13 protein-coding genes are annotated in these 13005 nt (G+C 71.5%); 6 read left to right on the forward strand and 7 right to left on the reverse strand.

The window, feature by feature from the left end; genetic code table 11:
* Positions 1-47: 47 nt before the first annotated feature.
* From C4B68_RS22765 to C4B68_RS22775, 3 genes are all read right to left on the reverse strand, one after another.
* Positions 48-977, reverse strand: coding sequence for an enoyl-CoA hydratase/isomerase family protein (locus tag C4B68_RS22765; RefSeq protein WP_099504112.1), 930 nt, complete (start codon positions 975-977; stop codon positions 48-50).
* Between the two features lie 109 nt (positions 978-1086).
* Entirely contained in the window at positions 1087-3312 is a 2226-nt protein-coding gene (locus C4B68_RS22770) for an acetate--CoA ligase family protein (RefSeq protein ID WP_099504114.1), read from the reverse strand.
* 533 nt (positions 3313-3845) lie between these two features.
* On the reverse strand, positions 3846-5048 hold the full coding sequence (locus C4B68_RS22775) for a flavin-containing monooxygenase (protein WP_099504116.1): 1203 nt from the start codon (positions 5046-5048) through the stop codon (positions 3846-3848).
* Between the two features lie 255 nt (positions 5049-5303).
* Between C4B68_RS22775 and C4B68_RS22780 the strand changes: the two genes are divergently transcribed.
* The 3 genes from C4B68_RS22780 to C4B68_RS22790 are packed head-to-tail and all read left to right on the forward strand — an operon-like array spanning position 5304 to position 6916.
* Complete coding sequence (locus C4B68_RS22780; protein ID WP_099504118.1) at positions 5304-5756, forward strand: DoxX family protein; 453 nt, start codon at positions 5304-5306, stop codon at positions 5754-5756.
* Positions 5753-6235 (forward strand): Zn-ribbon domain-containing OB-fold protein, encoded by a 483-nt coding sequence (locus tag C4B68_RS22785; RefSeq protein WP_180289325.1) that lies wholly within the window; start codon positions 5753-5755, stop codon positions 6233-6235. The genes C4B68_RS22780 and C4B68_RS22785 overlap by 4 nt, the downstream gene beginning before the upstream one ends.
* 54 nt (positions 6236-6289) lie before the next feature.
* The gene (locus C4B68_RS22790; RefSeq protein ID WP_099504123.1) at positions 6290-6916 is read left to right on the forward strand and encodes a GNAT family N-acetyltransferase; all 627 of its coding nucleotides are present in this window, start codon (positions 6290-6292) and stop codon (positions 6914-6916) included.
* Positions 6917-6932: 16 nt separating this feature from the next.
* Here C4B68_RS22790 and C4B68_RS22795 read toward each other — a convergent pair whose 3' ends face one another.
* From C4B68_RS22795 to C4B68_RS22805, 3 genes are read right to left on the reverse strand one after another with little or no spacing between them, the layout of a single operon-like run.
* The gene (locus tag C4B68_RS22795) at positions 6933-7589 is read right to left on the reverse strand and encodes a pyridoxine/pyridoxamine 5'-phosphate oxidase (protein WP_099504125.1); all 657 of its coding nucleotides are present in this window, start codon (positions 7587-7589) and stop codon (positions 6933-6935) included.
* A gap of 51 nt (positions 7590-7640) precedes the next feature.
* Positions 7641-8066 (reverse strand): pyridoxamine 5'-phosphate oxidase family protein, encoded by a 426-nt coding sequence (locus C4B68_RS22800; RefSeq protein ID WP_099504127.1) that lies wholly within the window; start codon positions 8064-8066, stop codon positions 7641-7643.
* Between the two features lie 55 nt (positions 8067-8121).
* A complete protein-coding gene (locus C4B68_RS22805) occupies positions 8122-9300 on the reverse strand; it encodes a thiolase C-terminal domain-containing protein (protein WP_099504129.1) in 1179 nt (392 codons plus the stop codon).
* Between the two features lie 132 nt (positions 9301-9432).
* Between C4B68_RS22805 and C4B68_RS22810 the strand changes: the two genes are divergently transcribed.
* Together C4B68_RS22810 and C4B68_RS22815 are read left to right on the forward strand one after the other, a co-directional pair.
* On the forward strand, positions 9433-10698 hold the full coding sequence (locus tag C4B68_RS22810) for an acyl-CoA dehydrogenase family protein (RefSeq protein WP_099504131.1): 1266 nt from the start codon (positions 9433-9435) through the stop codon (positions 10696-10698).
* The gene (locus C4B68_RS22815) at positions 10698-11171 is read left to right on the forward strand and encodes a nitroreductase family deazaflavin-dependent oxidoreductase (protein ID WP_099504133.1); all 474 of its coding nucleotides are present in this window, start codon (positions 10698-10700) and stop codon (positions 11169-11171) included. Before C4B68_RS22810 ends, C4B68_RS22815 begins: the two co-directional genes overlap by 1 nt.
* A 125-nt stretch (positions 11172-11296) precedes the next feature.
* On the opposite strand, the gene C4B68_RS22820 is transcribed toward C4B68_RS22815, so the two are convergent.
* The gene (locus tag C4B68_RS22820) at positions 11297-11932 is read right to left on the reverse strand and encodes a TetR family transcriptional regulator (RefSeq protein WP_099504135.1); all 636 of its coding nucleotides are present in this window, start codon (positions 11930-11932) and stop codon (positions 11297-11299) included.
* Between the two features lie 257 nt (positions 11933-12189).
* Here C4B68_RS22820 and kbpA point away from each other — a divergent pair, with 257 nt between their 5' ends.
* Complete coding sequence (gene kbpA, locus C4B68_RS22825; RefSeq protein WP_099504137.1) at positions 12190-12897, forward strand: AfsK-binding protein KbpA; 708 nt, start codon at positions 12190-12192, stop codon at positions 12895-12897.
* Positions 12898-13005 lie beyond the last annotated feature (108 nt).

Below are 13005 nucleotides of genomic sequence, written 5' to 3' on the forward strand. Positions count from 1 at the left end.
CCCCTGGAAACCCTGCCTGCTTACCTCCGCCTGGAAACCCTGCCTGCTCACCTCCCCTTGAACACGGGCCCGCGCCGCTCAACGAAGCTCGCCACGCCCTCCCGGGCATCCCGCGTCGTCATGTTGATCTCCTGCGCGGCGGCCTCGGCGGCGAAGGCGGTGCCGCGGTCGGTGTCGAGGGAGGCGTTGACGAGCTGTTTGGTGAGGGCGAGGGCGCGGGTCGGTCCGGTGGCGAGGCGTTCGGACCACGTGCGGGCGGTCTTCTCCAGCTCGTCCGGCGGTACGACCCTGTTGACGAGGCCGATCCGTTCCGCGTCCGCGGCCGTCAGCGCGTCGCCGAAGAACATCAGTTCCTTGGCGCGCTGCGGGCCGATGAGCCGGGGCAGCAGATAGGCCCCGCCGCCGTCCGGGACGAGGCCGCGCCGCGCGAACACCTCGATGAACTTGGCCGACTCCGCGGCGAGCACGAGATCGCACGCGAACGCGAGGTGCGCACCGATCCCGGCCGCCGTGCCGTTGACCGCCGCGATCACCGGTTTCTCGCAGTCGAGGACGGCGGCGATCAGGCGCTGGGCGCCGAGTCGGAGGGTGCGGGAGATGTCACCGGCGACCCGCGCTCCGGGTACCGGCTCCCCGGTCAACCGCGCCCCGGGTACCGGCCCCCCGGCCACCGGCTCCCCGCCCGGCGTCCCCCCGCGCAGGTCCGCGCCCGCGCAGAAACCGCGGCCCGTCGCCGTGATCACGACGGCCCGTACGTCCGGGTCGGCGGACGCCGCCGCGAGCAGCACGATCACGCGTTCCCGCTGGTCCCAGGTGAGGGCGTTCATCGCCTCGGGTCGGTTGAGGGTGATCCACGAGACGGCATTGTCAGTGGCGTGAAGTATCAATGAGTCGAGGGATTTTTCCGGGTGTTCGGGAGATCCGGTGGATTCAGGAGATCCGGGGAATTCAGGGGATTCACGGGGGGAGTCGGGCATGGGGGTACTCCTTTTCGTATGGGGGGTGGTGAACGTCTTGGTGCGGGGGGTGGCGAGCGTCTTCGTACGGAGGGCGGTGAGCGCCATGGTGAGGGGCGGGTGGGACCGCTCAGCGGCACACCACCAACGCGTCCAAGGCCACCGCCCCCTGCCCCCTGGGCAGCACCATCAGCGGATTGATGTCCAACTCCGCGATGTCGTCCCCGAGTTCGAGCGCCATGCGCTGCACCCGGAGCACGACTTCGACGAGTGCGTCGACATCGACGGGCGGCCCGCCGCGCACTCCGTCGAGGAGCGCCCGCCCCCGCAGTTCGGCCGGCATGGCCCGCGCCTGGTCCTCGCCGAACGGCGGCACGCGTACGGCGGCATCCCGCAGCACCTCGACGAGGACGCCGCCGAGCCCGACCGTCACGGTCGGCCCGAAGAGCTGGTCGTGCGTGACGCCGACGACCATCTCGACGCCCCGCTCGACCATCTGGCACACGAGCACCCCGTCGAGCGAGATCCCTTCGTAGCGCGCGATGTCGGTCAGCTCCCGATAGGCGTCGCGGACCTGGCTGGCGGAGGTCAGCCCGGTCTTCACCAGGCCGAGTTCGGTCTTGTGGGCGATCTGCGCGCCGGACGCCTTCATGACCACCGGATAGCCGACCAGGCTCGCCGCCCGTACGGACGCCGCCGCGCTGGTCACCAGCTGCTCGCGCGGCACACGGATCCCGTACGCGCGCAGCAACTGCTTGGCCGCGTGCTCGCTCAGCTGCCTGCCCGGGCGCATCAAGGGCTGCGCCTTGCGGAAGGAGGGCGAGGGGGTGCGGGGCGCCTCGTCGAAGGGGGAGCGGTACGCGGAGACGAACCGGTGGTGGTCCAGGTAGGCGCGGACGGCGGTGATGCAGTTGGCGAACGTACGGAAGGTGGCGACCCGCGACGACCCGAGCAGTGTCTCGCGGTACGCGGCCTCCGTGCCGACCGGCGACCCCCACACCACGCACACCAGCTTGTCCGTCTGCTCCGCCGCGTCCACCAGGTCCTGCGCGAGCTTGTCGCTCATCGGCGGGAAGGGGCCGGTGATCGGGCAGATCAGCACGCCGACGGCCGGGTCGGCGAGGATCGCGTCGATGATCTTCCGGCCGCGCCAGTCGCCGACGGGGTGGCCGCCGTTGTCGACGGGGTTGGCGACGTTCAGGTACTCGGGTATCCACTGGTGCAGTTCGGCCTGCTTGGCGGAGGTCAGGGTGGGCAGGGTGAGCCCTGCCTCGCTCGCCAGGTCCGCGAAGTGCGCGCCCGTGCCGCCCGAGATCGAATAGACGACGACGCCGTCGGCCCGCGGGGTGCGGGCGCGGGCCAACAGGGCGGCGGTGTCCTGGAGTTCGTCGAGTCCGTCGACACGGATCACGCCGTACTGCCGCAGCGCCGCGTCCACCACCTGGTCGGCGCCGGTCAGCTTGCCGGTGTGTGAGGCGGCGGTGCGGGCGCCGGTCTCGGTGCGGCCGACCTTGACGGCGACGACGGGCACTCCGCGGCGTGCGGCGCGGTCGGCGGCGAGCAGAAAGGAGCGGCCGTCCTTCAGCCCCTCGACGTAACAGGCGATGGCGCCGATCTCGGGCTGCTCGGAGAAGTAGGAGAGGAAGTCGGCGGTTTCCAGATCGGCCTCGTTGCCGGTGGGCGCCCAGTGGGAGAGCCGCACGCCCAGTTCCTGCATCGCGAACACCGGCCGTCCCTGGTGGCCGGACTGTGTGATGAGCGCGATGGCGGGACCGTCGAGGTCGTCGCGGAACTTCTCGAAGGCGTTGAGGTTGGTGTTGGGCCCGAGCAGCCGCATCCCGGAGCGGCGGACGGCGGAGGCGAGCCGGGCCTGTGCGGCGGCGCCCTCGGTTCCGGTCTCGGCGAACCCGGAAGCGAAGACGACCGCGAATTTCACCTTGGCCTCGGCCAGTTCCTCGATCACGGGAAGGGGGTCGCCGACAAGGAGTACGGCCAGGTCGACCTGCTCGGGCAGGTCCGCGACGGAGGGGAAGCAGGGTATGCCGAAGACGGACTGACGGGTGGGGTGCACCGGGTGCAGCCGGGCCCCGACCCGCTCGGCCCAGGCGATCAACTGGCGGGTGATGCCGGTGTTCGGCCGTCCCTCGGCTTCCGAGGCGCCGACGACGGCCACGGACTCAGGGCGGAAGAAGCGGTCCAGATCGGGTACGCCGGCGTACAGCGGACGGCCGCTGACGTCCAGGTCGTCGACCTCGGCGGGCCGGCCGTGCACGACCGGTGAGGGTTGCTCGCCGCAGGCGATGGCCCGGGCCCGGCGGGAGTCGGTGGTGAGGGTGCCGTGGGTTGATCCAAGCATCGGTCCGCCCGCTCCTGTGTGACAGCCACTGATAACTGACGTAGTGTCAGATTACTGAACTGACGTCACGTCAGGAACCGTTGTGCGGGCAAAGTCGTGCGGTTTCTGGCGGGGCGCCTTCTGCCGGGGGGTGGGTCGGGGCCGTGCCGTGCCGGTACATCCGCCCGTCGCCGCTGAATCAGACGTTGGCCTGTAGGGAGACGTTTCCAGATCCGGGCGTAAGCGACGGGCATGTGATGTACCGGCACGGCACGGCCCCTTCCACGCGCTTGCGACTGCGGGTGCACCCCCTCAGCCCGTCCGGCGTTTGAGGACGAGGCCGTTCAGGCCGACAGCGGGGGTCTGGGGGCGGCAGCCCCCAAGTACGGTGGGGGTCCCCCCGCTCTGGGGGTACCTCCCAGGCCCTTAAGGCACTGGGGGAGAAGCCGAGAGTGGGGGAGGGTAGGGGCGGCGGGGGCGAATAACGTCGCCGCCTGCGGCGGGCAGGTGAGGGGCCGTGCGTGGCGGCTGCGGGCCGTGGCGAGGGCGGTGGTTCAGCGAGACGTGCCCCGTGCGGAGGCAACCCGCCGAGCGATCGCCTTCGCGATCTTCTCGGCATCGAGGGCGAGTTCGCGGAGCATGCCGCTGATGGGGTTGGTGAAGCCGGTGAAGTACAGGCCGGGGGCGTTCTCCGGGGTGCGGGCGCCGCGCACGACCGGGCGCCCGCGGTCGTCGAGCACGCCGAGGTGTCCGACGATGCCCTCCAGCGCGCGCCGGTAACCCGTGGCGGCGATCACGACGTCCGGGCCGATGCGGTTCCCGTCGGCGAGGGCGACCTTGCCGTCCTCGAAACCGTCCACCGCGGCCACGATCTCCACCCGGCCCTCGCGGACGGCGTCGATGAGGCCGACGTCCTGGACGGGGATGGACCCCTCCTCGACGCGGGAGTAGAGCCCGGTGTCGGGACGCGGCAGCCCCTGGGCCGACAGGTCCGGCACGCTCAGCTTGGCCATCGGCTCGGCGAGGCGGTCGACAAGGCGAACCGGCAGCCGTCGTACGAGAATCCCGGTGAACTGGGCGGCCCAGCCGGCCGTCGAGCGGCGCACGATGTGCGGGGCGGTGCGGACGGAGAGCCGTACGCGCTCGGCGCCGCCGTTGATCAGGTCCACGGCGATTTCCGCGCCCGTGTTGCCGACGCCGACGACGAGGACGTCGCGGCCGGTGTAGGGGGCGGGGTTGCGGTACTCGCCGGCGTGCAGGAAGTCGCCGGTGTATGTGTCGCGCCCCGGCCAGTCGGGCACGTGGGGCGTGTGGTTGTAGCCGGTGGCGACGACCACCGCACTGCCGGTCAGTTCCCGCCCGCCGGTGGCGTGCAGCAGCCAGCCGTCGCCGTCCGGGGCGGGCTCGACGCGCGAGACCTCGACGCCCGTGACGATCTCCAGCTGGTGGTGCTCGGCGTACTTCTCCAGGTAGCGCACCACGTTGTCGCGCGACACCCACCGCCCGAACGAGCGCGGTATCGCGAGCCCTGGGAGCGCCGACAGGCGTCGCGTGGTGTGCAGATGCAGCCGGTCGTAGTGACGCCGCCAGGACGCCCCGACGCCCGCCGACTTCTCGAGCACGACGGCTCGTATGCCCTGCGTGCGCAGCGCACAGGCCGCCGCGAGACCGCCCGGGCCGCCGCCGATCACGTACACGGGGCGGTCTTCGTGGGACGGCACCGTGCGGGGGGTCGAGGGAGCAGTCGAGTCGGCCATGAGCGCGAGCGTAATCACGTCCCCAGTTGATAGGTCTCGGTCAAGACCGGAATCGGTTGCGAACTGATCACGGCTGTAGGAGGAGTGGGTGGGGCCGGTGGCGTAGGTCACTTGGTTGTGGTGAGGGCGTGGAGGGGCGCGGTCGCGTACGCCTCCCGCGAGGGCGGCGATCGGCCGCGAACCCCTTGCGGGGGTGCTCTCCGTACGCTGAACTGACGTACCGTCAGATATCCGCGCGCGGCAGGAGGTTCGGCCATGGACACGATCTGGCTCGGCGGGGCGGAGTGGCTGGCCGTGCTGCGGATCGGGCTCGGGCTGTGGTGGCTGGAGAGCTGGCGGCACAAGGACAAGAAGGGCTGGTTCGAGCGCGGGACCGGGATCGCGTGGGCGGCGGACGTCGCGGCCAAGCACCGGTGGCACGCGGTGCGCTCCGGCTTCGACGTGGTGGTCTCGCCGCGCCCGAGGGTGATGGCGTACGTCGTCGTGTACGCCGAGCTGGCGCTCGGGCTGGGCCTGGTGGCCGGACTGCTGACGCCGGTCGCCCTGGTCGGAGGGCTTGTCCTGAACGTCCTCTATCTCGTCCTCATGATCCACGACTGGGCCGAGCAGGGGCAGAACTCGATGATGGCGCTGATCTCGGTGGTCGGGCTGTTCGGGATGTCGTGGCAGACGTGGTCGCTGGACAGCGCGCTGGGACTGTTCCAGTGAGCGGGGCCGCGCAAAGTGCCGGCGCCGCGGGGTTCGACGTCCCCGAGGTGGACGCCTTCACCCGCCCCTACTGGGACGCGGCCGCGAAGGGGCTGCTGCTGCTCCGCCACTGCGCCGCCTGCGACCGGGCCCACCACTACCCCCGGGAGTTCTGCCCGCACTGCTGGAGCGAGGACGTGCGCTGGCGGCCCGCGAGCGGGCGCGCCACGCTCTACACCTGGTCCGTCGTGCACCGCAACGACCTGCCGCCGTTCGGGGAGCAGGTGCCGTACGTCGCCGCCGTCGTCGACCTCGCCGAGGGCCCCCGGATGATGACCGAGGTGGTGCAGTACGAGGAGGGAGCGCTGCGGATCGGGATGGAGCTGCAGGTCGCCTTCCGCGCGGGAGCGCCCGTCTTCCGGCCCCGGCCGCCCCTGTCCTCCGTGCCGGGGCCGGATCCCGAGCGGCGCGACGGGAGAGGGCGGAGCGGCACGAGGTGAAGGGGTGGGGGCCCCGGGCGTGACCCCCGCGGCCCGACGCGTTTGAATGGCTGGATGGCCGACCTCCACGAGCAGTACGCCATCCATCCCTTCCCCGAGCTGCGCGGCCACGGTCTGCGGCTGCGCTCCTGGGACGCGGAGTCCGACGTCGACGTCGCGACGTGGCTGCGCGGGCTGTCCGACCCTGAGTTCCAGCGCTGGAACACGCCGCTCAAGTTCATCCGGGACATCGACGGCGCCCGCGAGTCGCTCCGTGCGCGGGCGGAGAGCGCGGAGCGCGGCACCGCGGTCGCCTTCTGCGTCACGGACGCCGACACCGGCACGCCGCTCGGCCACATCGGCGTCAACGACATCGACTACGTCGCCGGCTGTGCGCGCGTCGGCTACTGGGTCCTCCCCGAGGCCCGCGGCCGCAAGGTCGCCACCCGCGCCCTGCTCCTCGCCGCCCGCTACGCCTTCACCGACCTCGCCCTGCACCGCCTGGAGCTCGGCCACGCCGTCGGCCACGACCTGTCCTGCCGCGTCGCCGAACGCTGCGGATTCGCGTACGAGGGGACGCTGCGGGGCGCGATGTTCGCGGCGGGGCGGCACGACGCGTTCCGGGACGTGCATCTGCACGGCCGCCTGGCAACAGATCCGGAACCGACGGCTCCCGACCTCGCGGAGGGACGTCTGCGGTGAGGGCGCTCGACCGGCCTCACGGCCACAGCAGCTCCTTGACCCAACCGTCCTTGGTGCGGCGGTAGGCGAGGCGTACGTGCCGTCGCCGGGCGTCTCCCTGGAAGAACTCCACCTCGTCCGGGCAGAGCCGGTACAGCGTCCACGTCGGGGCCGGGGTGTCCGGCTCCCGGGCCGCCCGCTCCCACGCCGCGTCCGACGCGCGCGCCAACTCCTCCTCCGAGGACAGGACTTCGCTCTGGTGACCCACCAGCGCGGCGGCCAGCGCCCCCGTGGAGCGGGCGTGCAGATCCGCCTGGCCCTCCTCGGGCGGCGCCACGGTGACGGGGCCGCGCAGCCGGATCTGCCGCCCCTGGGCGGGCCAGTAGAAACCGAGGGCCGCGTACGGCCGCGCCGCCAGCTGCCGTCCCTTGCGGCTCGTGGCGTGCGAGGCGAAGGCCCAGCCCTCGGCATCCGCCCCGTGCAGCATCACCGTCCGCACGTCGGGCAGCCCGTCCTCGTCCGCCGTCGCCAGCGACACCGTGTGCGGCTCGGTCTGCCCGGCCGCCACCGCCTGCGCGAACCACGCGGTGAACAGCGGCAGCGGCTCGTCCGGCGCCGCGCCCGGGTCGAAGGACGGCAGCTCCGTGTCCCACACCCGCAGCGACCTCAGCAGCTCATCAAGATCCGGTTCCATGCCCCGAGTATCACTCCGCGCGGCGCCTCGGTCCGCGCCGGTGCCGGGTCCTCAGATCGACCCGAGGTCGGCCGACACCCAGCGCTCGGGCCGCATGCGGATGACCAGCTGCTCGCCGTGGTTCTTCAGAGCGAATTCGACATAACCCTCGACCTTCTCGGCCGGCACGTACCGGGCGGTGAGCTCCCGGAGCTTCTCGACGGTCGCGGGGGCGGAGTCGATCACCGGGCCCTCCACCGACACGTACCGGATGGTGGGTTCGATCCGGTCGACCATCAACGTGAACCGGCCCGCCTCGCTGATCAGCGCGTTCTTGCGGGACTCGAGTCCGGTCATGATCCAGATGTTGCCACCGGGCTCGTACTGGTACCAGATCGGCACGGTGAGCGGGGCCCTCCCCGCCCCGGAGTCCACCGCCAGCGCGGCGACATGCGGCTCGGCCAGAAACTGCTCGCGCTCTTCATGGGACAGTGCCATGTCATGCTCCTCCGAGTCGTTGCTGTCCTGACGGAGAGCACCGGCCCGGGGGTCGTCATTCCCGTCCCAGTACCACCGTTCCCGAGGAACAGAACCACCCGCCCGTACCCGACACGACCGCCATTCGGGGCACCTCCCCGCCCGCCCGCCGTATCTGCCGCCGCCCCGCCTCTCCCCGCAACTGACGTACGGCCTCGACGAGCAGGAACAGTCCCCGCATACCCGGATGCTGCGCCGACAGCCCGCCCCCGTCGGTGTTCACCGGCAGCTCGCCGCCCTCCACCCGCAGCCGCCCCTTCTCCACGAACGCGCCGCCCTCCCCCTTCCCGCAGAACCCGAGATCCTCCAGCGTCACCAGCGTCATGTACGTGAAGGCGTCGTAGATCTCCGCGAAGTCGATCTCCTCGGGGCGTACGCCCGCCCGCTCGAAGGCGAGCCGCCCGCTCACCGCCGCCGGGGACACCGTGAAGTCCGGCCATGCGGACATCGTCGTGTGCGAGACGTGCTCGCCGGTGCCGAGGATCCACACCGGGCTCGTACGGCAGTCGCGTACGTACTCCTCGGCCGCGAGCAGCACCGCCGCGCCGCCGTCGGAGCGTATGCAGCAGTGCAGTCTGGTGAAGGGGTCCGCGATCATCGGGCCGTCCAGCACCTCGTCCACCGTGATCGGGTCCCGGAACATCGCCTCGGGATTCAGCGCCGCGTTCGCCCTCGCCTGGACCGCCACCTGCGCCAACTGCTCGATGGTTGTGCCGTGTTCGTGCATGTGGCGGCGGGCGGCCATCGCGTACTTGGCGATGAGCGTGTGACCGTACGGGACCTCGAACTGGAGGGGGCCCCGGGCGCCGAAGGAGAGATTGCCGGTGCGGCGGCCCGCCTTGATGTCCGCGCGGGCCGTGGAGCCGTACGCGAGGAGTACGGCGTTCGCGTGGCCCGCCGCGATCGCGTCGGCCGCGTGCGCCGCCATGACCTCCCAGGTGGAGCCGCCGACGGAGGTGGAGTCGACCCAGGTGGGGCGCAGCCCCAGGTACTCGGCCACCTCGATGGGCGCGAGCGTGCCGAGCCCCGCCGACGCGAAACCGTCGACGACCTCCCTGCCGAGCCCCGAGTCGGCCAGCGCCCGCCGGGCCGCCTGGGCGTGCAGCGCGTATGGGGTCGTGTCGTCCACGCGGCCGCAGTCGGAGAGGGATACGCCGACCACGGCGACCTTCCGGGTTCGGGTCCCTGATCCCATGAATCTGACGGTACATCAGATGGTTCCTGTGCGGCAGGCGTCGCCCCTCTGGGCATCCCGGCCTTCCCGCCCTAACATGACGGCCCGTCAAATCCGGAGGGAAGTCCGGAGGGGAAGGCAGGGAAGGAAGCCATGGACGCCAGCTTCACCGCCGAACAGGACGAGATCCGTCGTACCCTCCGTGAGCTCCTGCACAAGCGGTGCGGGGCGGAGGAGGTACGGGCCGCCGTCGCCGGTCCCGCCGGGCACGACCCCGCCCTGTGGGCCGCCCTCGCCGACCAGCTCGGTATGCCCGGGCTCGCCCTCCCGGAGGCGTACGGCGGCGTCGGCTGCTCGGTGACCGAACTCGCCCTCGCCGGTGAGGAGACGGGGCGGACTCTCGCTCCCTCGCCGCTCCTCGCGACCGCCGTCCTCGCCGCCCCGCTGCTGCTCGCCCTCGGTACCGAGGCGCAGCGCGCCGAGCTGCTGCCCCGGATCTCCTCCGGTGCCCTGACCGCCGCCCTCGCCGTACCCGGCGCCGGGCTCGCCACCGCGCTCGCCCTGACCGGCGACAACGGCGGCGACTGGGCGGGTGGCGGGCGCGCGGGCGGCGTACAGGCGAGGCGGGACGGCGCAGGCGGTGGGGGTGCGGGGAGCGGCGGGGACGGTCGTGGTCGTGCCGGCTGGCGGCTGTACGGGCAGGTCGACCAGGTCCTCGACGGGCACAGTGCGGGGCTGCTCGTGGTCGCCGCCCACACCGGTGGCTTCGCCCGTTCCCGCACCCTGCTGTTCCTGGTGACGGGGGACGCCGCCGGGCTCGTCCGCGTACGGCAGACCGCCCTCGACGCCACCCGGCCGCAGGCGCGGCTTGAACTGCGGAACGTAGAAGCTGAGTTGCTCGGCGAGGACGGTGCGGACGGTGCGGACGGGGCGGGCCGTTCGGGCGGGACGGACGTGCTGGGCGCCCTCGCCGCCGTCGGGGACACGGCCGCCGCCGTGCTCGCCGCGGAAGCCGTGGGCGCCGCCGACCGCGCCCTGGAGCGGACGGTGGAGTACGTGCGGCAGCGCGAGCAGTTCGGCCGGGCGATCGGGTCCTTTCAGGCGGTCAAGCACCGGCTGGCGGACGTGTACGTGGCGGTGCAGGCGGCGCGCTCGGCCGCGTACTACGCGGCGTGGGCGACCGCGCACGGGGAGAAGGCGGGCGGACTCGCGCTCGCCCAGGCACTGGAGGCGCTCCGGACGGCTGCCGCCGAGGGCATCCAGCTGCACGGTGGCATCGGGTTCACCTGGGAACACGAGGCCCACCTGTACTTCAAGCGCGCCGCCGGCGACGAGCTGCTGTTCGGGCCGGTGCACCGGCTGCGGGCGCACGCGGCCCACATGGCGCGGCTCTTCGAGCAGAAGGAGGTGGCCGTCTGATGGTCATCGGTGTGCGGGCGGTGCGGAAGGTGTCCTCGACCCGGGGGTTCGCCCTGGTCGCCCCGCATGTGATCCCCGCGCTCGACCGGGCCGTACACCGGCTCACCCGCGGCAAGGCGCTGCTCAGCGCGCTGATGCTGCCGGGGGTGATCCTCACCGCGACCGGGGCGAGGAGCGGCCTTTCCCGGCGTACGCCCCTCGCCTGCATGCCCGAGGAGGGCGGGCGCGGCTGGATCCTCGTCGGCTCCAACTTCGGCCGTACGGACCACCCCGCCTGGACCGCCAACCTCCTGGCCCATCCCGACGCCGAGATCAGCCGGAAGGGCGAGGACATCCCCGTAACCGCTCATCTGCTTCAGGGGGAGGAACGGGACGCGGCGTGGAAGGCGGTACTGGCCTTCTGGCCGCCGTACGCCACGTATCAGGCGCGGGTCGACCGGGAGATCCGGCTGTTCCGGCTCGTACGGCGCTGATCGCAGCGGGAACCCTCCGCTGCCGGGAAACTGTCTCCACAGCGCAGCAGGCGGCAGTCCACATGGTGAACTGCCGCCTGCATGACAGGAGTTGGGTGTGCGAGAAGTAAAAGGGGAAGAGGGCGTTACCTGGTCGGCTTCTTGCCCGTCACGCCGAGGTACACCAACAGCGCGAGATTCGGCTTGAGTTCAGCCTGCTTGACGCCCCACGTCTGGAAGCCCTTCTGGTGCGAGGCCACCGCCGCGAGCATGGCGACAAGGGAACCGGCCATGGCCGCCGGGTTCACGTCCTTGTCGACCTTGCCCTTGGACTGGAGGTCGGCGACCGAGTCCGAAAGGGAGTTGTTCACGGAGTTCAGAATCTTCATACGGAGCTTGTAGAACCGTTTGTCGCCCTCGGCGGCGCCCAGATCGACGACCCGGAGGATCGCGTCATTCTTGCGCCAGAACTCCAGGAAGCCGTCGACGAGTTCCTGGGCGGTCTGCCAACCGGCCTTGCCGACCCAGGACCGCCCTTCGAGCAACTGGGTCAACCCCGCGCCCTCCGCGGCCATTTGCTCGGCGATCTCCAGGACGGCGCCTTCGACGTCCGGGAAGTACTGGTAGAAGGTCGCGGGTGAAGTCCCCGCCTTCCGGGCGACATCAATGACTTTGACGTCCCGGTAGGGCGAAGAGCTGAGCATCTCGCTGAGGCAGTCGAGCAGCTTCTGCCGGGTCGCCTGCCCTCGTCGTCCGGCCACGCGGCCGTCGACGGTACGCACTTGTCCTGTCATGCCGTCAGCTTACCGAGGGGTGATCGGAGCGCGATTCGGCCGACTGCAAATGGGGTGCGGCCGTGCGAAAGGCCCGGAAGAAGTGGGGGGAACAGGAGCGAAGAAAGGGCGAAGAAGAGACGAAGAGGGGCGCGGGTGAAGCGTGGGCCGCGGTACGCGGAGCGTGGCCGTCGTACGCGGGTGCCCGGCGCGCTCGCGGCGTAAGCCACCGCGCGCGGTGGATGAAACACCATTAGCTTGGCCGTATGGCCGTATTCACCGAAGGCGCCCCTTGCTGGGTCGACGCACAGCTCCCCGACGTGGACGCGGGCAAGCGCTTCTACGGCGAGCTCTTCGGCTGGACCTTCGCGAAGGGGTACGGCCCCTCCGGTCTGGCCTACCTCGGCGGCGAGCCCGTCGCCGGGCTCACGCCCAAGACGGACGGCCGGATGCCCACCGTATGGACGGTGTACTTCGCGACGCCCGACGCCACCGCACTCGCCCGGCGGATCACGGACGCGGGCGGGCAGCTCATCACGACACCCGAGCCGTTGGACTCCCTGGGCACGATGGCCCTCGCGGCCGACCCGGAGGGCGCCGTCTTCGGCCTCTGGCAGGCCGACACCCTCTCCGGCTTCGGCAAACGGCACGAGCGGGGCACCTTCTGCTGGGCCGAGCTGTACGCACGGGACACGATGACCGTGGACCGGTTCTACGGCTCCCTCTTCCACGACGCCCTCTTCGGCCCCGACGCGTCCCCCGACTTCGGTCGCGCGCTGGTCTCCAGCGTCTTCCTGGCCGAGATGCCGCCGCACTTCCTCGTCCATTTCGGCGTCGAGGACTGCGACGAGGTAATCGGTACGGTGAATCGGCTCGGCGGCCGGATCCAGGCGACACCCTTCGACACGTCGTACGGACGGGTGGCCGTGGTCACGGACAATCAGGGGGCGTCGTTCGCCGTACTCCAGCGGTGAGACGGGGACTTCGGCGGTGACACGTGGGACTTCGGCGGTGAAGCGGGGCTTTTTGCCCCGAGACACCCCGATCCGCCCCCGAGTTCGCAACCTGTGGCTCCGCCAGGA

This window comes from Streptomyces dengpaensis, from assembly GCF_002946835.1.
Lineage (GTDB): Bacteria > Actinomycetota > Actinomycetes > Streptomycetales > Streptomycetaceae > Streptomyces > Streptomyces dengpaensis.

Coding starts and splice junctions, on each gene's coding strand:
- C4B68_RS22805 (WP_099504129.1), bottom strand. CDS start 9,300: ATGGGATCAGGGACCCGAACCCGGAAGGTCGCCGTGGTCGGCGTATCC.
- C4B68_RS22780 (WP_099504118.1), top strand. CDS start 5,304: ATGGACACGATCTGGCTCGGCGGGGCGGAGTGGCTGGCCGTGCTGCGG.
- C4B68_RS22815 (WP_099504133.1), top strand. CDS start 10,698: ATGGTCATCGGTGTGCGGGCGGTGCGGAAGGTGTCCTCGACCCGGGGG.
- C4B68_RS22770 (WP_099504114.1), bottom strand. CDS start 3,312: ATGCTTGGATCAACCCACGGCACCCTCACCACCGACTCCCGCCGGGCC.
- C4B68_RS22810 (WP_099504131.1), top strand. CDS start 9,433: ATGGACGCCAGCTTCACCGCCGAACAGGACGAGATCCGTCGTACCCTC.
- kbpA (WP_099504137.1), top strand. CDS start 12,190: ATGGCCGTATTCACCGAAGGCGCCCCTTGCTGGGTCGACGCACAGCTC.
- C4B68_RS22795 (WP_099504125.1), bottom strand. CDS start 7,589: ATGGAACCGGATCTTGATGAGCTGCTGAGGTCGCTGCGGGTGTGGGAC.
- C4B68_RS22790 (WP_099504123.1), top strand. CDS start 6,290: ATGGCCGACCTCCACGAGCAGTACGCCATCCATCCCTTCCCCGAGCTG.
- C4B68_RS22800 (WP_099504127.1), bottom strand. CDS start 8,066: ATGGCACTGTCCCATGAAGAGCGCGAGCAGTTTCTGGCCGAGCCGCAT.
- C4B68_RS22765 (WP_099504112.1), bottom strand. CDS start 977: ATGCCCGACTCCCCCCGTGAATCCCCTGAATTCCCCGGATCTCCTGAA.
- C4B68_RS22775 (WP_099504116.1), bottom strand. CDS start 5,048: ATGGCCGACTCGACTGCTCCCTCGACCCCCCGCACGGTGCCGTCCCAC.